Raw genomic sequence first — 22,334 nt, 5'->3', positions numbered from 1 at the left:
ACAACGCATGAATATCGAGCTTCCGCGCAAACACCTCGATCTGTCCTCCGCCATCGCCGAGGGTGACATCCGCGTGCTGCTGATGGTGCTGGTGCACATGACCGGCGACGAAAAGTGGCTCGAGCCGCCCTACAAGCCGAAGCGCGACGTCCGTCTGATCCCGGATCCCGACGCCGGTGTGCCTCAGGAGATCCAGGACGAGATTCGCGCGGCGGTCCTGAACCTGTTCGCGAACGGCACCCCGAAGCCCGTCATCACCGATCCCGGCAATGAATTGATGCTGCGGATGATGCGCGCGACGCTCGGCGACAATGTCGCGCCGGAATATGCGCCGCTGATGCGGGAGGAGATGGGGTTCATCCCACGCGACGCGCGCTGGCGCGAGCGCCCTTCTGGCGAGAAGCTGGCGCAGCAGCATGTGCTGATCGTCGGCGCCGGGGTCTGCGCGATCGCGCTTGGCGTCGCGCTCGGCCGGCTCGGCATCCCCTATACGATTGTCGAGAGGCAGGACGAGATCGGCGGCACCTGGTACGTCAACCGCTATCCCGGCTGCGGCGTCGATACGCCGAACCACTCCTATTCCTTCTCGTTCGGCGCCCGCAATCCGTGGACCCGCTATTTCGCGCAGCGCCAGGAGCTGCTCGATTATCTGCTCAAGGTCGTGCGCGAATACGACATCCGCAAGCACGTCCGCCTCAATACCGAGCTCGTCGCCTCGCGCTGGGACGAAGGCAAGCGGCGCTGGATCTCGACGCTGAAGACCGCCCGCGGCGAAGAGACCTTCGAGTCCACCGCGCTGGTCAGTGCGATCGGCCAGCTCAATGATCCCTTGCCTGCCCGCTTTGAGGGAGACGAGGCCTTCACCGGTCTGAAGGTTCATTCGGCGCTGTGGTCCGATGATATCAAGCTCGACGGCAGGCATGTCGCCGTGATCGGCACCGGCGCGACCGCGATGCAGCTGGTGCCGTCGATCGCCGACCGCGTCGCCTCGGTCACCGTCTACCAACGCACCGCGCAGTGGGCGCGGCCGGTGAAGGGCTATTCCGATCCGATCACCGACGGTGCGCAGTGGCTGCTCGCGCATCTGCCGTTCTATGTGCAGTGGTATCGCTTCAACATGTTCTGGCGTTACGGCGACGGATTGCTGCCGTTCCTGCGCAAGGATCCGGCCTGGCCGTATCCGGACCGTGCCGTCAACAAAGGTAACGACCGGCATCGCCAGGAACTGGCCGACTTCATCCTCTCCGAGCTGATGGATCGCCCCGACCTGATCGAGAAGTGCATGCCGACCTATCCGCCCTACGGCAAGCGCATCCTGCTCGACAACAACTGGTTCAAGACGCTGACCAAACCGAATGTCGAGCTGGTCACCGACAAGATCGACCATTTCGCCGCGGACGGAATCGTCACTGCCGACGGCACATCGCGGCAGCACGACGTCATCGTGATCTCGACCGGCTTCAAGGTCTCCGAGATGGCGGCACGACTCAACATCACAGGGCGTGACGGCAAGAATCTCAAGCAGGCGTGGCGCGACGACAATCCGACCGCCTATCTCGGCCTCACCGTACCTGATTTCCCCAATCTCTTTCTGATGCTCGGCCCCAATTCGGGGCCTGCGCATGGCGGCAGCGTCATCTTCCAGTCGGAGTGCCAGAGCCGTTACATCTCCGCGTGCCTTGTCGAGATGATCGAGAATGACATCGCCGCGATCGACGTGCATCCCGACGCGCATGACGCGTATATCCGCGACGTCGACGCCGAGCATGAGCAACTGATCTGGACGCATCCGGGCATGACGACCTACTACCGCAACAGACGCGGCCGGGTGTTCTCGGCGATGCCGTGGCGGTTCGTCGACTACTGGAAGATGACGCACGATCCGGATTTCACCCAATATCGAACGACCAAGTCGCGACAGGACTCCTGACCTGAATTCCCTCGCTCGTTAACTTGACAGATGGCCATAACTGCCGCAGCATTTCGCTGACTGCACCTGTTGGGGTGCTGGAGCGCTTGCTCCTCGCGTCGCAGGAATTGACGGACGATTATGGGATCGGCCGTCAGGCAGCAGAAGCGGACAGATGTCCGTCGGCCCACCCTTGGAGAGGAGCATGACGCCACCGGCGCAAGCCAGCGACCTTGCTCAGCGGCAAGGTCCCGGTGCACGTTGAGGCAAACAGCAGCTGCTAGCCGCGTGCGCCACCGACAATCTGAACATATCCGCAGGACAGGAGCGCAAAGGCCACGCGCTTTTAGGTCCCGAAACACGACTGGTCGATACCAGACATCCTTCGCTAAAACGAAGTAGCAGGGCCCCGCGATGCTTGACTGCACCGGGGCCCGTTCGTTTGCCCACGATCTCCCCTTCGTCACGCCGCATTGCGCCCCCGCACGGGATCGGGAACAATTGTCGCGACGAGATGAGGAGTGATGATGGAAAAGCCGCGGGTCCGAATCTACACCGACTACAAGTCTCCCTATGCCTATGTCGCCAACAAGCGGCTGTTCGAACTCGAAGAGACATACGGCGTCGAGCTGGAATGGCTGCCCTACACGCTGCGCATTCCGGAATTCATGGGCACAGTCGAGGAGCGTACGCCGCACTTCTGGCGCAAGGTGCGCTACGCCTACATGGATGCGCGCCGGTTCGCCAACGCGCAGGGACTGACCATGAAGGGCCCGCGCCGGATCTACGACGCCTTCTACGCCAGCGCCGGGATGCTGTTCGCGCAGCGTCACGGGCTGTTCCGGCCTTATCACGATACGGTGTTCCGGAGGTTCTGGAACCACGAGCTGGAAATCGACGAGCTGGCGGAGATAGCCGGCGTGATCACCGCGGTCGGTGGTTCCACTGAGGCCTTCGAGGCCTATGTTCGCGGCCCTGCCAGCGCCGAACATGATCGCATCATCGACGAGGCCGAAGCGCTCGGCGTGTTCGGCGTTCCCAGCATGGTGTTCAACGGCGAATTGTTCTGGGGCGGCGACCGCATCGACATGCTGATCGAGCGGATCAAGCAGCCGGAGACGATCGCGATCGCGCTTGGCAGCCGGCACCGGACGTAGGCGCCGACCGTTTCGAATCGGCCTATCGTCGCTGATCGATCAGCCTCCGTTCAGGATCGCCCAGCACCCGGTGCGTTCCAGCACCGGTTTCAACGCCGCGCGCTCGCCGGCATCGAGCGCAGTAAACTTCTGGTGCAGCTGCTGCAGGCATTTGACCTGATATTTGAACGGCGCCAGTGCATAGGGCAGTCCCCAGACGTTGATCTCGAGCCGCTCGAGGCCCTTCGCGAATGCATCCGCGTTGGCCGCAAGGAACGGCAGATAGAGCTCACCGGCGATCCGAAGCAGCGCCTCGGCGAACCCGTCAAGCGCCTGCTCACGAGGATACCAGTCACCCTCGACACCTGATGCATCGTCGAGCCGCCGTACCCAGTGATCGGTGAACGGCGCGCGTTCGCGCATGATCCGCATCGGGGTCGGGTCGGTCGCCATCTCGCTGAGCTGGCCGAACCAGGCAAAATCCGCCAGCGACGGCCGGCTGCCGAACAGATAGCTCCTCATGCCGACATGCGGCTCGAACGCCGCAAGCGTCCGCCGGTAGCTCTCCTCCAGCAGCGGCCTGTTCTCATCCGTCGCGCCGAGAATGACCATGCGCGAAATCTGCCGCTGCCGGAACTCTTCGATCTCCTCGCGGCTGCCGACCTCGGCCTCCGATGTCGACCACTTCTCGCCGGCCCAGCGCGAGACATAGGCCTGATCTTCCGGATCCCACCAGCGATAGAGAAACAACGGCTTCACCGCCCATTCGTCGGCGAGGTCCTCGAGCAGATCGCAGATGAAAGCGATGGCCTTGTCCTCGGGGATCACCGAACGTCCCTGATGTCGCGCCTCCAGATCATAGGCCAGCGTCGTGGTCTCGCCGCGGTAGCTGCCGTCGGGATATTGCAGCACCGGGATCAGCATCGGCTTCAGATGCGCGGTTGCCTCGCGCAAAGCCTTGGTCATGATCACCCAGTCGTGCGGGATCCGGCGGTAGCGCATCAGCGCGCGCAACTTGATCGCATAGGGCGAGGCGGTCGAGCCGATCAGGCGATAGCGGTTTTCCGTCATGACGATGCCTCCGAAAATGCCGGATTGCCGTACGGGTAGAACTGCGCGAGATCGACGTTCTTATACGGCAGCTTGTCGAGACGCGTGGTACCGAGGAACGGCTCGTCGGGTTCGACCAGGAGGATCGTCTTGGCAAATCCATTGTCGTCGAAGCCGCGCCGGAAATGGACCCGGGACTTGATCGCCATCACGTCAAAGGCGCCGATGTCGGGCACCAGCGCCTTCAGCGAAAACGGCTCCATGACCTGCACCAGATAGGTGGACAGGATCAGCACATTGTTGCGGCCGAAGCGCAAGCAGACCCAGAACTGGCCATAGCCCTCGCCCGCCGCCGAAACGGTGCCCTGGATCCGAACCGGATCGCCCGCCGACTCGTCAGCGCGGCCGCCGATCTCCATGTCGAAGGCATCGCCGGCCTTGGCGCCGGCGGCCTTCAGGCTTGCCGTCGCCTTAGCGTCGGCAATGGTCGCGATCACGGTGTTGGCAAGGTCCTGCGCGATGATCTCACGCAGCAGCCAGGTCGCCGACCCCGACCGGTCGCTGTGATCGGCCAGCACCACCGGTGTGTTGCCAGCGGCGACGGCCTGCTTGGCCAGCGCGACGCCGTCGGCGATGCTGTGCAATTTGGTCGATTGCAGCAAGGCTTCGCGCAACCGCCAGATCGTGCCGGCGAGATCGCGCGCGATTTGCTCGGCGAGCTTTGGATTGTCGTTGGTCAGAACCTGAACGGTCATGCCGACATCGGGAACGTCGGCGAACGGGAAGCCGAAGAAGATGTTGACATAGACGTCGACCTCGCGGGCCTCCCAGACCAGCGCGCGCTGCACGAGATCCATCCAGGGCCGCGCCCCGGTCCATTGCAGCACCGTTGGCGAGATCACGGGAACCTTGATCGTCCTGTGCGCCGGCTTGTAGTCGCCGCGGATCGCCCGCACCAGCATGCGCGCGGCGCGTTCCCCCTGCAGATGCGCGTCATAATGCGGGAAATATTTGACCGCGAACGCCATGTCCGCCTGCTCGAGGAACGCCTCATCCTCGTTGCCGTGAGGATCGAAGGTCGCCGCAATGAAGGCGGAGCGGCCGACCACGTCGCGGACCTGCCGCGCCAGATCGGCTTCGGGACGCAGCACGCCGCGCACGGCCATCGCGCCATGCAAGCACAGATAGACGCCGTCGAACGGTCCCTCCTCCTTCAATCCGGCGATCATCTTGCCGATGAAGGTGCGATAGGCTTCCTCGGTGATCCAGCCGGATCCGGTGTAAGTCTTCGGCCAGAGCGGGGATTCGATGCCGACCAGCTCGACCTCGGAGAACTCGCGCGCCACCTGCACGAAGCCGCCCATATAGTTCTTGGGATCGAACTGCAGCAGCGCCTCGCCTTTGGCCGGCGAGCCCGGATAGATGAAGTCGTCGAGCGTGGTCTCGTTCGGCAGGAACGAGACGGTTTCGTGGGAGAAATGCAGGACGGCGATACGTATCTTGCGATCGCTCATTTTGGTGCGCCTCGGCTGTTTTCCGCATTGTGGCATTGAAGGCGCGGCGCGCCAATCCGCATTCGGTTTTTGCCCGCCAGACCTGCAAATACGCAGGCGCAGCGCAGCTTGCCGCCGCGCGGATTCTGCTATGGTCCGCACCAACAATCGGGCCGCGGCCCCGCGGATATCTCAAGGAGAGAACGCCATGAATCCCCCCGTCAGCTCGCCCGCGATCAAGGTCGTGAAATCGGTTCGCGAGCAGGTGAGCGCAGAGGAGTGGCAGGCCCGCGTCGATCTTGCCGCCTGTTATCGGCTGACGGCGATGTACGGCATGACCGAGATGATCGCGAACCACATCTCCTGCCGCGTGCCCGGCACCACCGACCAGTTCCTGATCAACGCCTACGGCATGCTGTATGAGGAGATCGACGCCTCCAGCCTGATCAAGGTCGACGTCGAGGGCAACACGCTGCTCAACGCCACCGACTACGACGTCAACGTCGCCGGCTTCGTCATTCACAGCGCCATCCACATGGCCAAGCACGACATGGATTGCGTCGCGCACACCCATACCCCGGCCGGCATGGCGGTCTCGGCGATGGAATGCGGCCTGTTGCCGCTGGCGCAGACCTCGATGCGCTTCCTGCACATCGCCTATCACGACTTCGAGGGCATCGCCGACAATGTCGACGAGCGCGAGCGCCTGGTCCGCGACCTCGGTGACAACGAGGCGATGATCCTGCGCAATCATGGCCTCTTGGTCGTCGGCCGCACCGTGCCCGCCGCCTTCAACGTGCTGTTCCGCCTCGAGCGCGCCTGCCAGACCCAGGTGATGGCGCTGTCCTGCAACACCAAGCTGATCTATCCGCCGCAAAATATCCTCGAAGACACTTATGAGCGGATGCTGCCGAAGCCGGGCCGCGCCGCCCGCAACGGCGAACTCGCCTGGCCCGCGCTGCTGCGCAAGCTCGACCGGGCGGATCCATCGTATCGGGATTGAAAGCGAAAGCCGGCGCAGGCTTTCTCCATTCGTCGTCCCGGCGAAGGCCGGGACCCATAACCACAGGGTAGCGTTGTTGAAAAACAGGCCGTGGCCCCAGCGTCGCGCAACAATTCGCATTCGTGGTAATGGGTCCCGGCCTTCGCCGGGACGACGCTGAAATTTGTTGCACGATCTGTGGGTCACACATCCGCATTCTCGCGGCGTGTTTCGCCCGAGCTTTGCTCTTCGTTCCGCCCTCTCTTGAACAGAGGGCGCAGGGAAAGCCGGGTGCCGATCGCACCCATGGGCCCCGAGCAATGGGTAGAAAGCTCGGGGGTAGGACCACAGGTGTAACCGGAGCAATCCGGCTTTCCCTGCGCGATGGGCTACGGCTTATTTCGTGCTCTCCCCGGCGAGACTGGGCTTTTTTTGTCACCGTCTTCGCAACGCGCACTGCGCAATCGGAAAAGACACCTGCCGCTAGGGCGTCAGGACCACACGACTTCGCCGTCCGCTTCGCGTGCTCTCGTCAGTACCACGCTCGGCGTCCACCGCATCTCACACCGCGTTCATGACGACCGCGAAGCGCCCCTCAATCGGGTGAGACGGGCGGAATTGGATCACTGATTTGCCCGACGACGGAAGCGGGATTTTGCCCGTCGGGGTGATTTGTCGCATCCGTCGTGCGGTGGGCGCGGAGCGTCGTGCCGCTCAGCTTCCGAGCTGAATGGTGCGCTCCAGCGCCGCGGCGAAGCCGTTGAGGGGGACGTTAAAGACGACGGCCTGCCCGTTGCTGATGTTCTGTGCGGCAACGGTGAGCGTTTTGGCCTTGCTGATGGTGTCGGTCACGACCGTGGGAAAGGATACCGGCAGCAAGCAGCCTTGCGTCGTGCAGGTGGAGAAGCGCGTCTGCTCCAGATCCTTGCCGTCAAGCTTGAGGACGGCCCCGGCGTCGAACTTCAGCCCGAACGGCATCAAGATGTTGCCTTCGGCCTTTCCGTCCCTGGGAATCAGTTCGATGGCGAAGATTTGCTGATTGGTCTCCTTGGCGAGTTGTGTCTGCCCGAGGGTACACAGCTTGGCCCCGCCGTCGAGCTGGCATTTGACGATCCAGTCTCCGTAGGTTTCGCTGATCGCGGAAGCGCCCTTGGGAAGATGGACGGCGCGGACCACGCCGTCCATCGCGGACGTCTTGCTCCGCGTGTCGATCGGGATGGAGACGGTGCTCCCACTGGCATCCGACACATCGGGAGTTCGGGCGGCTTGCGCCGAACCGACGCCGGCCATGACGACGAGAGCGGCGATCGCCCGAAGACGCCTGCCTGCTGCGCTAACCGTCACCATTGCATTCGCTCCGCCTCGTTACGTCCCGAAACCGATCTGCCTTTTCGTCGGCGTATTCGTGGGCATAATTCCCACATGAACGAGATACACCTACTTGGAGAACCGCTGATATGCAAGAGCTGATCGCCGCCGGCGTGATTGTCGCGATCGTTGCATTCTGCGGCGGGTATTTCTGGGCAATTGCACGTGAAGCCAGGACCGCGAACAAGCAACAACGCAAATGGTAGTCGGGCGCCGCCACCTTGCTCCCGTGATTTGCCCGCGGGATGCGTTTTCAACTAAGCTCACCGGATGGACATGCTCGTCAAGCTCTACGCCCTGCCCGATTCCCGGCCCGCCTACGATCGATTGCTCAAGGCCGGAATTGTCATGCGCCGCGCGCTCGCCCCGGAAAAGCACAAGGTTGTGGCCTGGGTGCGGGAGACATTCAGCGAGGCGTGGGCCAGCGAAACCGAGGTCGCGTTCACCCGCCAACCGGTCTCCTGCTTCATCGCGATCCAGCAAAAGAAAATCCTCGGATTCGCCTGCCACGACGCGGCCTGTCGCAACTTCTTCGGTCCGACCGGGGTCGCGCCGAAGGCGCAGCAGGGAGGAATCGGCAAGGCGCTGCTGTTTGCCTGCCTCGAGGACATGAAGCACCAGGGGTTCGGCTACGCCATCATCGGCGGCGTCGGGCCGGCGGAATTCTATACGAAAGCTGTCGGCGCGGTGGCCATCGAAGGCTCCGCGCCGGGGATCTATCGAGCATTGCTGTAGCTGCGCCGCAAGTCCATTTCCGTCTTGTCGCGCGACGAGACAGATTGACAATGTCTGCGTTCACGGAGATCGGGTAACCCAAGAATGGCTGGCGGGTTGAAGATCACGACCGGCATCATCGCCGCGGTGCTGGTCATTGCGGCGGTGGCTCAGGCGCGCAGCGTGCTTGCCCCGCTTGTGGCCGCCCTGTTCATCATCGCGATCGTCTGGCCCGTTCAGCAACGGCTTCAGTCGTGGCTGCCGAAGCTCCTCGCGCTCGCCATCACTGTCGTTGTTACGGTTGCCACCTGCATCGCGTTTGCCTCGCTGGCAGCATGGGGGTTTGGCCGCGTCGGGCGCTCCTTGATCGCGGATGCGGCGCGGTATCAGGCCTTCTACGATGCCGCGGTGATCTGGCTCGACGGCCATGGCGTCTCGTTCGCCGGCGTCTGGGCGGAGCATTTCAATGTCGGCTGGCTGCTGCGTACCACGCAATACGTCACGGGGCGCGTCAACACCACGTTGAGTTTCTGGCTCATCGCGCTGGTCTATGTCGTGCTGGGACTTCTCGAGGTCGAAGACGCTGGTCAACGAATCCAGCGGCTGGAGAATCGCACAGCTGCGCGCGTCCTGCTCAAGGGCAGCAAAGCGACGGCCGCCAAGTTTCGCAAATATATGCTGGTGCGGACGCAGATGAGCGCGGTCACGGGTCTCTTGGTCGGCCTGTTCGCCGCCGTGACCGGGCTGCCATTCGCATTCGAATGGGGCGTGATCGCCTTTGTCCTCAACTACGTTCCTTTCGTCGGTCCTTTCATCGCGACGCTGTTCCCCACGCTGCTGGCCATGACGCAGTTCGAGAGCTGGCCCGCGGTGTTTGGCGTGTTCGCCTGCCTCAACGTCATCCAGTTCGTGGTAGGCAGCTATATCGAACCGCGGGTGGCCGGCTCGACGTTGTCGATCTCGCCGTTTCTGGTGCTGTTTGCGATCTTCTTCTGGAGCTCGCTTTGGGGCCTGTTTGGGACCTTCATCGGCGTGCCGATCACGCTCGCTATTCTGACCTTCTGTGCCGAGAGTCCGTCGGCCGCATGGATAGCCGATCTGTGTGGCGGATCGCACCATGACAAGCCGGAAGCGTCCTAGCTTGCGGCAATCTCAACCCGCTCGGGCTCGGCGAGGCAGAGCTTCCGGTCCGGGCCGACCATCATTTTGTGGATATAGAAATAGCTGACTGCATCGTCGGCCCCCATCACCGGCGACGGGGCCGAGACGATCCTCGACGCACCACATGTACCGATCCAATCGATATGCCGGTGACCGTGCATCACCACCGACCGATCGGAAAACCTTTGCAACCTGCGTACAAACCAGCTGCCGTTGATCAAGGCTGTCCCAATGCGCTCGGCAAATGTCTTCACCGGCATGGGATATTCCATGACGTGATGATGTAACGCGATGGTCCAGCATGCCGTCGGAAAATGACGGATCGCAGCCTCCAACCGCCGCGTTTGCGCTTCCGAAACCAAACCGAGCGCGTTGGTGAAGGAAAAGTGGGTTTCGGCGTTGGAGTTGAGAATGGCGATCCCGAGGCCACCGTCCTGGTCCGGCGGCAGTATCATTGGGAATTGATCATCGAACAGGCCACGGAGCGCCGCTGCGCGGAGCACGCCCCCGTGCTGCGCAAATTGTGTTATCCGATCATGATGAGGGGCAAGCGCCTGGTTCAGCGTGGCCGACGGTTTGCCGGAACCGTCGACGACGCGCACGCGATCGCCCTGGACGGCCGCGATCGCCGACAGGGTACGCATCTGCCGTAGCCGCTTGCCTGGGCTGAACGGCAGGTCGAGGCGCGCAGGATTGGCACGATCCACGACGTTAACGTCATGATTGCCCGGAAGCATGATGATGCGTGCTGCAAGCTCGGGATGACCTGCCAACGCATCGAGAAATTCTGCCCATTCGCCGGGCCGCCCGGCGTCCGTCATATCGCCGCTGATCAGCACGTGGTCGAGCGGATCAACGGTGTGAATTTCGGCAAGGCGAGCCAACACGCGATTGAAGTGCTCGTTTCCCTGCGGACCGGCGGTCCCGCTTTCGATGCGGAAGCCGTACCGCTCACCGACCACGTGAAGATCGGACAGATGCGCAAGGCGCCAGCAGCGGCCTCCGGACGGCGTCGCGTCGAATCCGGCCAGGTCGGCCGGTTGTTCCATACTGGCGTCGGCCACGCTCCAGGCCAGTGACGCGACCGCAAGATAGCAGGACACCAGCACTACGGCGTTCGCGAACGTCGGCAACACCAGATGATGGATCAGAACAAGGTCATTGACGGTCGCAGTCCATTGCGAGGCAGGCCAGGCCAGGGCCGCGATCAATGCCGCCCCCGCGGAGAGCAGTATGCCGGCGCCGACCGAGCAACCGCGGCGCAGCCTCGTGCGAGCGGCAGGAGTTGCGCCGGTGCGCCAAAGCAACTCCGCCAGATGGCCCAGCGCCTCGCGCGTGAAGGCATAACTCGGTTGCACCGCGAGCGCGTTCAGCGACCAGAAGCTTGTTTCCGCGATTTGAAGCAGCGGTCGTCCGCCGAGCCATCCCAAGGCCGCGATCACAATCAGCATCAGCACGGCGCCCACTTCGGACAGGGCAAGAGCGTGTTGCGAAAGGGTCGAAATCCAGGCGGATGCGACCAATGGCGCAAGGCCGAGCAGCACGCCCGGAAGCAGAAGCGAAACCGTCCAGGCGAACAATAGTTTCGCCGGGCTTATCTCAACCAGAAGGCTACCCAAGATCGCGAACAACGAACGCTGTTCCGGGCTGGCGGCGTTGTCCTCAAAGTCGCCGAGGCGGGGATCAAGCAGCACGCCGACGTCCTCCGTTGCACGGCGCATTCTGTCACAAACCGCTTCAGACCAACATACGCGTCAGGCTTAGCGCAGCTTCCCGAAGAACTCGCGCACCTCGCCGATGAACAGCTCGGGTTGCTCGAATGCCGAGAAATGTCCGCCTTTCGGCATCTCGCTCCAGTGCCGGATGTTGGTGAAGTTTGTCTCCATCCATTTGCGGACCGGCGTGACGATCTCCTTGGGGAACACGGCAACGCCGGTCGGCACGCTCACCTTGTGCGGGGTTCGCTTGCCCGGCCCAAAACTTTCCCAATAGAGCCGCGCCGACGACGCAGCCGTTGCGGTGACCCAGTACAGCATGACGTTGTCGAGCAGTTCGTCGCGGCGGAGGATGTTTTCCGGATGGCCGTCGCAATCGGTCCAGGCCCAGAACTTTTCGAGAATCCAGGCCGCCTGCCCGCTGGGCGAATCCGTCAGGCCATAGCCTAGCGTCTGTGGCCGGGTGGACTGCTGCTTGGAATAGCCGGAATCCCAGTCGGCATAATATTTGATGCCGTTGAGCGCCCTCGTCTCCTCCGGCGTCGGCTGCCCCTCGACATTGGGCCGGGTCGACATCGCAAGCGTGATGTGAATGCCGGCGCAATGTGCAGCATCCTGCCCGCCGATCGCGGTCGTGACCGCGGAGCCCCAGTCGCCGCCTTGCGCGAAATAGCTGGCGTAGCCGAGCCGCTGCATCAGGACGGCCCAGGCCGTCGCGATCCGGTCGACGCCCCAGCCCGTCGCGATAGGCTTGGCCGAGAAGCCGAAGCCCGGCAATGACGGGCACACCACGTGGAAGGCATCGGCGGCGCGGCCGCCATGCGCGGTCGGATCGGTCAGCGGCTCGATCACCTTGTGGAATTCGACCACCGATCCCGGCCAGCCATGGGTGATGATCAAGGGCCGCGCCTCCGGATGCTTCGAGCGGACATGGATCAAGTGGATGTCGAGCCCGTCGATTTCCGTGGTGAACTGGCTGAAGCGGTTGAGCCGCGCCTCGCGCTGCCGCCAGTCATAGGTCTCGGCCCAATAGTGGCAGACGTCCTTGATCCATTGCAGCGGCGCGCCCTGGCTCCAGTCGTCGACCAGTTCGGCTTCCGGCCAGCGGGTCCGGCGCAGCCGATTACGCAGATCCTCGAGGACATCGTCGCTGACGGCGATGCGGAACGGGCTGATGGCGGTCATGGCGTCTCCCCGGGGATGCTGAACTTTCGGGGAAAGATAGGCTGGCGCGGGTCGCCGATCAAACCCCGCGCCGCAAACCCCGCCTGCACGAACCCTGCACGACTAGCCGCGAAATCTGACGACAAGAACCATTATCGGCACCGCGATCTTGCTAAGACATCGGCCACAATAGATCGACATCACGCGCAGGCGATCGAAGCGCTGATGTCGCAGAGGACGGAGCTTGTTGTGGCAATCTATCTGATTGGCATCCATGACCGACAAGATGCCGTGTTGAAGAGTTGGGATTGCCGCTGGTCAATAGCTCGCCGAGCTATTTGCCGATCGCCGCCTCGAGCAGCGCCTGGGCTTGCCTGGTGGCCGCGGCGAAGGCCGGCTGTTGCGGCGCGCGCTCGGTGAAGCAGCGCTTGAACGCGTCCTCGCCCTGCTGGTGCAGGTCGCCGAGCTTGTCATAGGCCTGCCTGGTGATCTGCTTGCGCTCGAGCTTCTCGGCCGCCGCATCGGCCTTCTTGTTGTAATCGGTGCGGACCACGGTGCAGGCCGGCACTTGCACCGCCGGCTCGATCTCGCCATAGGCGACATACATCTTGCCGCCGGCGAGCGCCGCCACGAACACCTCGTCGGCCTTGTCGGGGAACGAATCCTGGGTGCGGCCGGCCAGGAAGCCGTAAGCCAGCGTGGCCGACGCCGGCTTGGCGATCGGCAGCTCGTCGAAATTGACCACCGCGGCATCGGTCGAGATCGCCTGGGTGTAGAGGCCCTCGAACTTCAGGGCGGCATCGACCTACTGCGGCACGTTCTTGCTGCCCTTGTCCCACCAGGTCTTGTGTTCGTGCAGCCAGCGCGTGAACAGAGGCTCGGTGGTGACGATGATATGGGCTTTCGGCTCGACGAAGCTGCCGTCGGCACGCTTTTCTCCGATCTTCGCCCCGTCCCTGCCGGTGTCGGCATCGAAGCGCAGGCCGTCCAGCATGCCGAACCCCATATCGCCTCTATATAGAGTGTCGAGGTTCAGCTGGGCGGAAGCAAAGCCCGGCCGGGCGGGCTGGGACAGGATGGCCGTCAGCTGCCCCCTCAGCTCGTCGCGCGCGGCCGCCTCGGCCTTGTCGACGACCTCATTGATCTTGTTGTCGTTCGACAGCTTGGCGAATTTGGCGATCGCGGCGTCACGCGCGGCGATATAGCGGTCTTCCGGCGACGCGGCGCGGGCCGGCGAAAGCAGCAGGATCGGGGAAAGGACGAGGGCAAAGCGGAAAATAAAATGCATGCCCTGTGGTCGTCCGCAGGGCATGCAAGGTTCAAGGTCACGGGTACTACCAGCATATCCCTCGCCGGCAGACCCTCTGCCGGCGCAGGATCTCGTCAAGGCGAGCCGGTCAGGCCGCCTTTGTCACGGTGCCGTCGTCAGGCCGCCTTGGACTTCGCCACGTGGGTAGCGATCGCATCCATCAGCGGCGGCGACAAGCAGTCATAGGGCTCGAGCCCAAGCTCCTTGAGCCGCGACCTGATCCCGGCCATATCGGCCGGCTTGACGCCGGACTCGATCACCGACGACACGAAGGCGGCAAATCCGGGCGCTGCCGAGCCGGACTCCTGGAACAGCTCGGGATGGATGAAGTCGAGGCCATAGAACGGATGGCCCTTGTTCTCGATCCGGCCGTACATGTGGGTGCCGCATCCGGTGCAGGCATGGCGCTGGATCACCGCCGCGGCATCGACGATCTTCAGCTTGTCGCCGTTCTCCAACACGGTGACGTTCTCGCGCGGCACCACCGCGACCACCGAGAAGGTGGCGCCCGAAGGCTTCCAGCACTTGGTGCAGCCGCAGGCATGGTTGTGGGCGACGTCGCCCTTGATGCCGACCTTGACCTGCTTGTCCGCGCATTTGCAGACCAGCGTGCCGCCGGCAAAACTGCCGGAGCCTTGCTTGACGCCATTGTCGACCGACGGGTGGATATGAACAGTCATTGACCTATCCTCCTAGTGCTTGGTGTTTTGATTTCAGAATACGACGACCGAACGGATCGATTTTCCCTCGTGCATCAGGTCGAAGCCCTTGTTGATCTCGTCGAGTTTCAGCACGTGGGTGATCATCGGATCGATCTGGATCTTTCCGCCCATGTACCAGTCGACGATCTTCGGCACGTCGGTGCGGCCGCGCGCGCCGCCGAAGGCCGTGCCCTTCCAGACCCGTCCGGTGACGAGCTGGAACGGCCGGGTCGCGATCTCCTTGCCGGACTCCGCGACACCGATCACCACCGAGACGCCCCAGCCGCGATGGCAGGCTTCCAACGCCTGCCGCATCACGTTGGTGTTGCCGGTGCAGTCGAAGGTGTAGTCGGCACCGCCATCGGTCAGGCCCACCAGATGCTGGACGATGTCGCCGCCCACCTTGGTCGGGTTGACGAAATGCGTCATGCCGAACTGCTTGCCCCAAGCCTCCTTGGAGTCATTGATGTCGACGCCGATGATCTTGTCGGCGCCGACCATCTTGGCGCCCTGGATCACGTTGAGGCCGATGCCGCCGAGGCCGAACACCACCACGTTGGAGCCCGGTGTCACCTTCGCGGTGTTGACGACCGCGCCGACACCGGTGGTGACGCCGCAGCCGATGTAGCAGCTCTTGTCGAACGGCGCGTCCTCGCGAATCTTGGCCACCGCGATCTCGGGCAGCACGGTGAAGTTCGAGAAGGTCGAGCAGCCCATATAGTGGAAGACCGTCTTGCCCTTGTAGCTGAACCGCGAGGTGCCGTCGGGCATCACGCCCTTGCCCTGGGTGGCGCGGATCGCGGTGCAGAGATTGGTCTTCTGACTCAGGCAGCTTTTGCACTGCCGGCATTCCGGCGTGTAGAGCGGGATCACATGATCGCCGGGCTTGACCGACGTCACGCCGGCGCCGACCTCGCGAACGATGCCCGCACCTTCGTGCCCGAGGATCGAGGGAAAGATGCCCTCGCTGTCGAAGCCGTCGAGCGTGTAGGCATCGGTGTGACAGATGCCCGTCGCCTTGATCTCGACCAGGACCTCGCCGGCCTTGGGACCCTCCAGATCGAGCTCGACGATCTCAAGCGGCTTCTTTGCTTCAAATGCGACTGCGGCGCGGGTCTTCATCTTGGTCTCCACTAAACGTCAAACAGGTTTCTCGTTCGCACCGGACGGGCTCACTTCTTGTCGTTGTGCCCCATGCAGGCGTCTTCCGCCTTTCCATAGGCTTCCGACTTGTCTTCGTGCTTGGCCGGCCGAACACGCCCAACCGCGTCATTGGCGCGGGCGCGCAGGTAGACATAGAGGTCGTCCATGTAGCAGGCAACGTTCGGGTTATCGCCGAACGCCGGCATCACGTTCTCCTGCGCCGTGGAAACGTTCTTGCGTCCGCTCGCGACCACGCCCATGAAATCCGCGTAGCTCATGGTCTTCAGCGAATTCGCCAGCGCCGGCGCATAGGTCGATCCCATGCCGTCGGGGCCATGGCAGACATGGCACTCCGAATGATAGCGGCGATAGCCGGAGTAGGTGTACCAGTCCGTCGTGCCGTCGGCCGTAACCTTGAACGTCGGGTTTCCATCCTTGTCGAGATACTTGCCGTCCTCGGACTTGACGGCGGTCGGGTCGCCAGCGTCCTCGGCGGAGGCAACTCCACCCATTGCCACGACAAAGATCGCAGCACTCACAAACCAGATCTTACGCAAAAGCATATCCTCGCGTGCAGATTGAAGACGGACCGGCGCATGGAGATCGCTCCATGCGCCGGAACGAGGTCGCTCAGCTCACTGCTGCGGCAGCGAGAACACGGTGAGCGTTCCGCCGAGCGCAGTGTAGTTGCTCAGCGCGGCATAGCCGCCGACTGCACCGAGACCGGCCGTCGGATCAGTCAGACCAGCCGCGAGGCCGATGCCTGCCCAACCGCCAACACCCGACAGAATGGCGACGTACTGCTTGCCGCCATGCTCATAGGTGGTGACGTTGCCGATGATGCCCGACGGGGTCTTGAACTTGTAGAGCTCCTTGCCCGTCTTGGCGTCGACAGCCTTCAGGTAGCCTTCCAGCGTGCCGTAGAACACCACGCCGCCGGCGGTCGCGAGCGCACCCGACCAGACCGAGAACTGCTCCTTGTTCGACCACACGATCTTGCCGGTCTTGCCGTCCCAGGCGATGAAGTTGCCCATGTTGGTCTCACCGGGAGGCGGATACATCGACAGCGTCGCGCCGACATAGGGCTGACCTGCGGTGTAGCTCACCTTGAACGGCTCGTAGTCCATGCAGACGTGGTTGGTCGGCACGTAGAACAGCTGCGTGTCCGGCGAGTAGGCTGCCGGCTGCTCGTCCTTCGAGCCGAGCGCTGCCGGGCAGATGCCCTTGACGTTGACGTCCTCGCCCGCCTTGTCGGTCGACGCGGCATCAAGAACCTTCGGGCGACCATAGGTCGGCGAGTCCTTCTTCATGTCGACGCCGGAGGTCCAGTTCACCTTCGGATCGTACTTCTCGGCGACCAGCAGTTCGCCGGTGGCGCGATCGAGCGTGTAGCCGAGGCCGTTGCGATCGAAATGCGTCAGCAGCTTGCGCGCCTTGCCGTCGATCGTCTGATCCGAGAGGATCATCTCGTTGACGCCGTCATAGTCCCATTCGTCATGGGGCGTCATCTGGTAGACCCACTTGGCGACGCCGGTATCCGGGTTACGCGCCCAGATCGTCATCGACCACTTGTTGTCGCCGGGACGCTGCTTCGGATTCCAGGTCGAGGGATTGCCCGACCCGTAATAGACGAGGTTCAGTTCGGGATCGTAGGAGATCCAGCCCCAGGTCGCGCCGCCGCCGATCTTCCATTGATCGCCCTGCCAGGTCTTCAGGCTCGAATCCTTGCCGATCGGCTTGCCGAGCTCGGTGGTCTTGTCGTCGACCAGGAGTTGGTCATCTGGACCTTCCGAGAAGCCGCGCCAGACCTGCTTGCCGGTCTTGATGTCATAGGCGGTCACATGAGCCTGGACGCCGAACTCGCCGCCGGAGATGCCGAGCAGCACCTTGTCCTTGACCACCAGCGGCGCGGAGGTGCCGGTCGAGCCCTTGCTGGGATCGCCGTTCTTCACCGTCCATTCCACCTTGCCGGTCTTGGCATCGAGCGCCACCAGCGTGGTGTCGGCCTGGTGCAGGAAGATCTTGCCGTCGCCATAGGCAACGCCACGGTTGACCGTGTCGCAGCACATCACCGGAATGACGTTCGGATCCTGCTTCGGTTCGTACTTCCAGACGATCTTGTTGTCCTGCGAAAGGTCAAGAGCATAGACCTTGTTCGGGAACGGGGTGTGGACGTACATGATGTTTCCGACGATCAGCGGGCCACCCTCGTGGCCGCGCAGCACGCCGGTCGAAAACGTCCAGGCGACCTGCAACTTTCCGACGTTCGAGGCGTTGATCTGATTCAGCTTGGAGTAACGCTGGTTGGCGTAGTCTCCGGCCGGCATCACCCAGTCCTTCGGGTTCTGCGACATCTTGTGGAGTTCGTCATTGGCGTTGGCCGCTCCGGCGGCAAATACCGCCATTGCCCCAAGACCGGTCGCGTAAAGCATCTTGCGCATCGTGGATTTCCTCCCAGGTTCAAGAGCTCAAGGGTTTCCGCCGAAACGGCCCCACTTCTTCCATTTTGGTGCCCCAGTCATAGTCCTCTCGAAGCGCGCTGACTTGCCCAGAAGAGAAGAGCCGTTTGCTCAAAAGCGAAGCTTCGTCAGATTTTTGTCGCCCGGCCCTGAATTGGCTGGAAAGCTTGCTTCATGTTGCAGGGCATCAATCGCGGCCGGCGCGATCCGGATGCCAGATTGACGCGTGCTAAGGTTGCGCTTGACGAGCCTAGAACTAAGTCGGAGGATCACCCGACATTAACCGGGAAGAAATCCCGCCGCCTCCCTAAGCTATTCAGAATCAGGGAGAAGGCGCATCATCCCGGGCCAGACTTAAGCTCGGTGAGCAGTCACGTGGGGATCGAATCGGTGGCTGGAAAGATGTCCGATACAGTCCATTCTCTCAGCACGAACGGATTGACGCCCAAGCGGCAGATTCAGCGCTGGTCGGATGCGCTCACTGACCTTTGCGGCCAGTTCGACGTCGATGCGCTGGAAGGATCCTCGCTCGAAGCCCGGGTCAATTTCACGACGGTATCGCGCCTGAAGCTGTGTCAGATCGAGGCAAGCCAGCACCGGATCGCGCATACCATCTCGCGCATCAAGCTGAGCGAGCACCCCTACATCAAGATCGTGTTCCAGACCCACGGCGTCTCGCATTTCGAGCAGGACGGCCTGCACTTCGACATCATGCCGGGCGACTGCTTCGCCTACGACGTGTCGTGTCCGCACACCATCATCAGCCCGTCGCTGACGCGGCACGAGGTCGTCATCGTTCCAAAGGACCTGCTCAAGGAGCGCGGCTTCCAGCTTTCCAAGATGGCGCCGTGCAAGCTGTCGGCGCGCAACGGCACCGGCCGCATCGCCTATGATTTCGTCCATGCCGCCTTCGGCGAGGCACCGACGCTGACGCCGGTCAACGCCGTCGGCGTGGCTGATGCGCTGATCGACTTGCTGCTGTTGCCGCTGCGCGAGACCGGCGCCATGTTCGACCGCGGCAGCGCCGAGGCCACCTATGTGCGGGCCCAGGGCTTCATCCGCGAGCATCTGCGCGATCCGGATCTCTGCATCGACCGCATTTCTGCGGCGCTCGGTTGCTCGAAGCGCTATCTGCACATGCTGTTCAGCGATCGCGGCATGACGGTCAGCGACTACATCTGGAAGGCCCGGCTGCAGAATTGCCGGCAGGAGCTGGAGTCCCAGAACGGCAAGACCATCACCGACGTCGCGTTCTCCTGGGGCTTCTCGAGCTCGTCGCATTTCAGCCGCGTCTTCCGGAAGTATTTCGGCATCGCGCCCTCCTCCGTCCACAAGGGCCTGCACGGCGGTATGCCGGCCGATGTGGTGCTGGAATAGCGGTTCCATCCGACGCGCTGGCGTTGCGCCATGCCGTCCGCCAACAGACTTTCCTCAATCAAGTTGTCCTCAACCAAGCTGTCCTCGATCAAGGTTTGGGCACGCAACCTCAAGCGGGACAGCGTTGCGCTGTATCTCGCATCGCGTGATCCGCGCGTGCCCTGGTATGCCAAGGCCCTTGCCGTCGCCGTCGCGGCCTATGCACTGTCTCCCATCGATCTGATCCCGGATTTCATTCCGGTGATCGGCTATCTCGACGATCTGATCCTGCTGCCGCTCGGCATCTGGCTTGCGATCTCGCTCGTGCCGGACGAGGTGATGACGGAATGCCGTGCCGAGGCCGGCGCCGTCTTGCAACGTCCGACCAGCCGGGCGGGAATGATCGCGATCGTCGCGCTCTGGATCGCCGGCGCAGTGGCGCTGGCTTGGGCGGCTTTCAGATATTGGCGACAGCCAATCGTCTAGGACTGTGCGGCCTTTGGCACGAGCGCCTCGACCGTCACGCCATCATCGCTGGAATTGATGTTAAGCGTGCCGCCGAGCGCGAGGATTCGTTCCTGCATCCCGGTCAATCCGCGGCCAAGCCTGTGATCCCTCAGCAAGCCACGGCCATTGTCGCGAACCCGCACCAAGGCGCAGTCGCGGCTGCCGCGCAGGCCGGCCTGCCGGTCCGCCGGTTCGATCGTGATATCGACCGCCGTTGCGCCGGCATGGCGGAACACGTTGGTGAGTGCTTCCTGGACGATGCGATAGATCGTGAGGTCGGCCATCTCGCCGGTATCGCCGAGCGCCGGCGAGATGCGGCTCTCGATCTCCACCTCCGGGTGGGTTTCGCTCCATAGCCGCACCAGCGCGCCGAGCGCTTCCGCCAGCCCGAGTTCGGCCAGACCGACCGGCCGCAATCGCTCCAGAATCCGGCGCGTGAACTGCTGGAGCGCGTTGACCTGCTCGAGGATGGCATTGCCGTGCTTGCGCAATGCCGCAGGGTCCGGCTTTTCGACTTCCGACAGCCGGGTCAGCGCGCCGGCATGCGCGCGCAAGGCAAACAGATAGGGCCCGAACTCATCGTGCAATTCGCGCGCGATCTCCTTGCGCTCGGAATCCTGCAGCGAGACCGCGCGCTCGGCGAGCTGCCGCTTGCCCTCCACGGCATCGCCAAGGGTCGCCGCCAAATGGTTCAGTTTGGCACAGATGGCGGCCAATTCCGGCGATCCGCCGGGCTCGACGCGGGCATCGTAATCCCCGGCCTCGATGCCGGTCATGGCTTGCGACAGTGCCTCCAGCGGCGCCAGCGCGCGGCCGACCACCAGCATGGTGACCAGAAGCAGCGCGACCGCGATCGCGGAGCCGACCTCGATCTGGGTGACGATGCCGTCCCAGATCTCGGCGATTTCGTCGTCGGGATGCGAGGTGATGACCAGCGATTGTGGCTTGCCGTGCACCGAGATCGGCACCCTCACCGAGGTCTGCTCGGGATGAACCAGCGCGACGAACCACTGCGGCGGAGCGCGCGGATCGCCGGCGTCCTCGGGGCGGTCAGGAGATTTTGCGGTCGCGCCATCCTGCCGCATGATGCTGACGTGACGCAGCCGGCTCAGGTCCTGGACGATCTGGTCGAGCCGCGCATCGGGATCCGGCGCCTCGTCGAGACCGGCCACGATCGTCGCAACGAATTCACGCGCCAGGCGGATCACGCTCTGGTCCTCGGCCTGGACACGCGGCCCCGCTTCCAGCACGAGCCGCGCAATATTGATGCCGAGGCCAAGCGCCAGGATCAGCGCCAGCAGCAGGTTGATCCGCGCGCGCAAGGATAGCTTTTGCCACATGACGTTGCCCCCGACCGCGATCCCTCCTCCGAGAGGATCGTTGACAGCCAAATTTGCCCGGCTATCTAATCGCACCCTATCGCAATCCCGCACGAGGTGCACAACCGGTCGGAACCGACCTGTCCTTCGCGCAAACCGACGTGATGATGAGTGAATCGAAGCAGGTCGCCGGAACAACGCCATGCGCATTCTGATCGTTGATGATCATCCCATCGTTGCCTCCGGTTGCCGCACCGTGTTCGCCGACGATCCCGAGATCACGCTGCTGGAAGCGGCGGATGCCGAAAGCGGCGAACGGGCGTTCGTCGCGGAGAAGCCCGATCTCTGCGTGATCGACATCAACCTGCCGACGGTCTCCGGCTTCGAGCTGGCGCGCCGCATCCTGACGCATGATGCATCTGCGCGCCTCATCATGTTCAGCATGAACGATGACCCGGTGTTCGCCGCCCGCGCCATCGACATCGGCGCCAAGGGTTACGTTTCGAAGACCGGCGACCCTAACGATCTGGTGGAAGCGGTGCGCGAGGTCGGCAATGGCGGCGTCTATCTGCCACCGGCGATCGCGCGCAACGTGGCGTTTGCGCGGCCCGGCTTTGCGCAAAATCCGCTCTCCAAGCTCACCTCGCGCGAGATGGAGATCCTGCGCCTGCTCAGTTCCGGCAAAAGCCTGTCGGAGATCGCCTGGCTGGTGCATTCGTCATACAAGACGGTCGCAAACACGTCATCGATCATGCGCCAGAAGCTTGGCGTGCGCACTTCGGCAGAGCTGGTGCGGCTGGCGATCGAGAGCGGCGTCGCCTGACGCAGCGCTCCAACCAAGAGGAATA

The 22,334-nt window shown here is 63.1% G+C and carries 20 protein-coding genes; 8 read left to right on the top strand and 12 right to left on the bottom strand.

Annotation, left to right across the window (positions count from 1 at the left end; genetic code table 11):
- The first annotated feature begins 7 nt into the window (after positions 1-7).
- Both QA635_RS14830 and QA635_RS14825 read left to right on the top strand, forming a co-directional pair.
- Positions 8-1,930, top strand: coding sequence for a flavin-containing monooxygenase (locus tag QA635_RS14830; RefSeq protein ID WP_283069931.1), 1,923 nt, complete (start codon positions 8-10; stop codon positions 1,928-1,930).
- A 506-nt stretch (positions 1,931-2,436) separates the two neighbouring features.
- Positions 2,437-3,066 (top strand): 2-hydroxychromene-2-carboxylate isomerase, encoded by a 630-nt coding sequence (locus QA635_RS14825; protein ID WP_283071650.1) that lies wholly within the window; start codon positions 2,437-2,439, stop codon positions 3,064-3,066.
- A 39-nt stretch (positions 3,067-3,105) separates the two neighbouring features.
- Here the strand turns inward: QA635_RS14825 and QA635_RS14820 are convergent, their stop codons facing one another.
- Both QA635_RS14820 and QA635_RS14815 read right to left on the bottom strand, forming a co-directional pair.
- Entirely contained in the window at positions 3,106-4,116 is a 1,011-nt protein-coding gene (locus tag QA635_RS14820) for a glutathione S-transferase N-terminal domain-containing protein (RefSeq protein ID WP_283069929.1), read from the bottom strand.
- Positions 4,113-5,609, bottom strand: a complete 1,497-nt coding sequence (locus tag QA635_RS14815) for a M81 family metallopeptidase (protein ID WP_283069927.1) — start codon at positions 5,607-5,609, stop codon at positions 4,113-4,115. Before QA635_RS14815 ends, QA635_RS14820 begins: the two co-directional genes overlap by 4 nt.
- A gap of 187 nt (positions 5,610-5,796) precedes the next feature.
- Between QA635_RS14815 and QA635_RS14810 the strand changes: the two genes are divergently transcribed.
- Complete coding sequence (locus QA635_RS14810; protein ID WP_021080321.1) at positions 5,797-6,591, top strand: class II aldolase/adducin family protein; 795 nt, start codon at positions 5,797-5,799, stop codon at positions 6,589-6,591.
- Positions 6,592-7,284: 693 nt separating this feature from the next.
- Here the strand turns inward: QA635_RS14810 and QA635_RS14805 are convergent.
- Positions 7,285-7,917: an invasion associated locus B family protein gene (locus tag QA635_RS14805; RefSeq protein ID WP_283069923.1), complete on the bottom strand. Its 633-nt coding sequence runs from the start codon at positions 7,915-7,917 to the stop codon at positions 7,285-7,287.
- 291 nt (positions 7,918-8,208) lie between these two features.
- Here QA635_RS14805 and QA635_RS14800 point away from each other — a divergent pair, with 291 nt between their 5' ends.
- Both QA635_RS14800 and QA635_RS14795 read left to right on the top strand, forming a co-directional pair.
- Positions 8,209-8,673, top strand: a complete 465-nt coding sequence (locus QA635_RS14800; RefSeq protein WP_283069922.1) for a GNAT family N-acetyltransferase — start codon at positions 8,209-8,211, stop codon at positions 8,671-8,673.
- A gap of 84 nt (positions 8,674-8,757) precedes the next feature.
- Complete coding sequence (locus tag QA635_RS14795; protein ID WP_283069920.1) at positions 8,758-9,792, top strand: AI-2E family transporter; 1,035 nt, start codon at positions 8,758-8,760, stop codon at positions 9,790-9,792.
- Here QA635_RS14795 and QA635_RS14790 read toward each other — a convergent pair.
- The 8 genes from QA635_RS14790 to xoxF5 all read right to left on the bottom strand — a co-directional run bounded on the left by QA635_RS14790 (position 9,789) and on the right by xoxF5 (position 18,286).
- Positions 9,789-11,507 carry a metallophosphoesterase family protein gene (locus QA635_RS14790; protein ID WP_341850424.1) on the bottom strand — a complete coding sequence of 573 codons (1,719 nt, stop codon included), beginning with the start codon at positions 11,505-11,507 and terminating at the stop codon, positions 9,789-9,791. The genes QA635_RS14795 and QA635_RS14790 overlap by 4 nt on opposite strands.
- 66 nt (positions 11,508-11,573) lie before the next feature.
- Positions 11,574-12,713 carry an epoxide hydrolase family protein gene (locus tag QA635_RS14785; protein ID WP_283069918.1) on the bottom strand — a complete coding sequence of 380 codons (1,140 nt, stop codon included), beginning with the start codon at positions 12,711-12,713 and terminating at the stop codon, positions 11,574-11,576.
- Positions 12,714-13,026: 313 nt separating this feature from the next.
- Positions 13,027-13,437 carry a hypothetical protein gene (locus tag QA635_RS14780; RefSeq protein ID WP_283069916.1) on the bottom strand — a complete coding sequence of 137 codons (411 nt, stop codon included), beginning with the start codon at positions 13,435-13,437 and terminating at the stop codon, positions 13,027-13,029.
- A gap of 60 nt (positions 13,438-13,497) precedes the next feature.
- Complete coding sequence (locus QA635_RS14775) at positions 13,498-13,980, bottom strand: hypothetical protein (RefSeq protein WP_283069914.1); 483 nt, start codon at positions 13,978-13,980, stop codon at positions 13,498-13,500.
- Positions 13,981-14,117: 137 nt separating this feature from the next.
- Positions 14,118-14,681: an S-(hydroxymethyl)glutathione synthase gene (gfa, locus tag QA635_RS14770; RefSeq protein WP_225159519.1), complete on the bottom strand. Its 564-nt coding sequence runs from the start codon at positions 14,679-14,681 to the stop codon at positions 14,118-14,120.
- 33 nt (positions 14,682-14,714) lie between these two features.
- Positions 14,715-15,824: an S-(hydroxymethyl)glutathione dehydrogenase/class III alcohol dehydrogenase gene (locus QA635_RS14765; protein WP_024580243.1), complete on the bottom strand. Its 1,110-nt coding sequence runs from the start codon at positions 15,822-15,824 to the stop codon at positions 14,715-14,717.
- A 50-nt stretch (positions 15,825-15,874) separates the two neighbouring features.
- Positions 15,875-16,357 (bottom strand): c-type cytochrome, methanol metabolism-related, encoded by a 483-nt coding sequence (locus QA635_RS14760; RefSeq protein WP_038376554.1) that lies wholly within the window; start codon positions 16,355-16,357, stop codon positions 15,875-15,877.
- Positions 16,358-16,480: 123 nt separating this feature from the next.
- Positions 16,481-18,286: a lanthanide-dependent methanol dehydrogenase XoxF5 gene (gene xoxF5, locus QA635_RS14755; protein ID WP_016847309.1), complete on the bottom strand. Its 1,806-nt coding sequence runs from the start codon at positions 18,284-18,286 to the stop codon at positions 16,481-16,483.
- A 420-nt stretch (positions 18,287-18,706) separates the two neighbouring features.
- Here xoxF5 and QA635_RS14750 point away from each other — a divergent pair, with 420 nt between their 5' ends.
- The gene (locus tag QA635_RS14750; protein ID WP_016847804.1) at positions 18,707-19,681 is read left to right on the top strand and encodes a helix-turn-helix domain-containing protein; all 975 of its coding nucleotides are present in this window, start codon (positions 18,707-18,709) and stop codon (positions 19,679-19,681) included.
- 30 nt (positions 19,682-19,711) lie between these two features.
- Entirely contained in the window at positions 19,712-20,146 is a 435-nt protein-coding gene (locus QA635_RS14745; protein ID WP_283069910.1) for a YkvA family protein, read from the top strand.
- On the opposite strand, the gene QA635_RS14740 is transcribed toward QA635_RS14745, so the two are convergent.
- The gene (locus QA635_RS14740; RefSeq protein ID WP_283069909.1) at positions 20,143-21,507 is read right to left on the bottom strand and encodes a histidine kinase; all 1,365 of its coding nucleotides are present in this window, start codon (positions 21,505-21,507) and stop codon (positions 20,143-20,145) included. The two genes, QA635_RS14745 and QA635_RS14740, sit on opposite strands and share 4 nt — an antisense overlap.
- 181 nt (positions 21,508-21,688) lie before the next feature.
- On the opposite strand from QA635_RS14740, the gene QA635_RS14735 reads away from it, so the two are divergent.
- Positions 21,689-22,309: a response regulator transcription factor gene (locus tag QA635_RS14735; RefSeq protein WP_016847801.1), complete on the top strand. Its 621-nt coding sequence runs from the start codon at positions 21,689-21,691 to the stop codon at positions 22,307-22,309.
- Positions 22,310-22,334 lie beyond the last annotated feature (25 nt).

The organism is Bradyrhizobium brasilense (assembly GCF_029714345.1).
In the GTDB taxonomy this organism is placed as follows: Bacteria; Pseudomonadota; Alphaproteobacteria; order Rhizobiales; family Xanthobacteraceae; genus Bradyrhizobium; species Bradyrhizobium australafricanum.
Note: the sequence above shows the minus strand (reverse complement) of the source record. Positions and strands in the feature narration are given on the sequence as shown.

Coding starts and splice junctions, on each gene's coding strand:
- QA635_RS14740 (WP_283069909.1), bottom strand. CDS start 21,507: ATGTGGCAAAAGCTATCCTTGCGCGCGCGGATCAACCTGCTGCTGGCG.
- QA635_RS14735 (WP_016847801.1), top strand. CDS start 21,689: ATGCGCATTCTGATCGTTGATGATCATCCCATCGTTGCCTCCGGTTGC.
- xoxF5 (WP_016847309.1), bottom strand. CDS start 18,286: ATGCGCAAGATGCTTTACGCGACCGGTCTTGGGGCAATGGCGGTATTT.
- QA635_RS14760 (WP_038376554.1), bottom strand. CDS start 16,357: ATGGGTGGAGTTGCCTCCGCCGAGGACGCTGGCGACCCGACCGCCGTC.
- QA635_RS14745 (WP_283069910.1), top strand. CDS start 19,712: ATGCCGTCCGCCAACAGACTTTCCTCAATCAAGTTGTCCTCAACCAAG.
- QA635_RS14830 (WP_283069931.1), top strand. CDS start 8: ATGAATATCGAGCTTCCGCGCAAACACCTCGATCTGTCCTCCGCCATC.
- QA635_RS14825 (WP_283071650.1), top strand. CDS start 2,437: ATGGAAAAGCCGCGGGTCCGAATCTACACCGACTACAAGTCTCCCTAT.
- QA635_RS14775 (WP_283069914.1), bottom strand. CDS start 13,980: ATGCATTTTATTTTCCGCTTTGCCCTCGTCCTTTCCCCGATCCTGCTG.
- QA635_RS14805 (WP_283069923.1), bottom strand. CDS start 7,917: ATGGTGACGGTTAGCGCAGCAGGCAGGCGTCTTCGGGCGATCGCCGCT.
- QA635_RS14815 (WP_283069927.1), bottom strand. CDS start 5,609: ATGAGCGATCGCAAGATACGTATCGCCGTCCTGCATTTCTCCCACGAA.
- QA635_RS14800 (WP_283069922.1), top strand. CDS start 8,209: ATGGACATGCTCGTCAAGCTCTACGCCCTGCCCGATTCCCGGCCCGCC.
- QA635_RS14795 (WP_283069920.1), top strand. CDS start 8,758: ATGGCTGGCGGGTTGAAGATCACGACCGGCATCATCGCCGCGGTGCTG.
- QA635_RS14820 (WP_283069929.1), bottom strand. CDS start 4,116: ATGACGGAAAACCGCTATCGCCTGATCGGCTCGACCGCCTCGCCCTAT.
- gfa (WP_225159519.1), bottom strand. CDS start 14,681: ATGACTGTTCATATCCACCCGTCGGTCGACAATGGCGTCAAGCAAGGC.
- QA635_RS14785 (WP_283069918.1), bottom strand. CDS start 12,713: ATGACCGCCATCAGCCCGTTCCGCATCGCCGTCAGCGACGATGTCCTC.
- QA635_RS14765 (WP_024580243.1), bottom strand. CDS start 15,824: ATGAAGACCCGCGCCGCAGTCGCATTTGAAGCAAAGAAGCCGCTTGAG.
- QA635_RS14750 (WP_016847804.1), top strand. CDS start 18,707: ATGTCCGATACAGTCCATTCTCTCAGCACGAACGGATTGACGCCCAAG.
- QA635_RS14810 (WP_021080321.1), top strand. CDS start 5,797: ATGAATCCCCCCGTCAGCTCGCCCGCGATCAAGGTCGTGAAATCGGTT.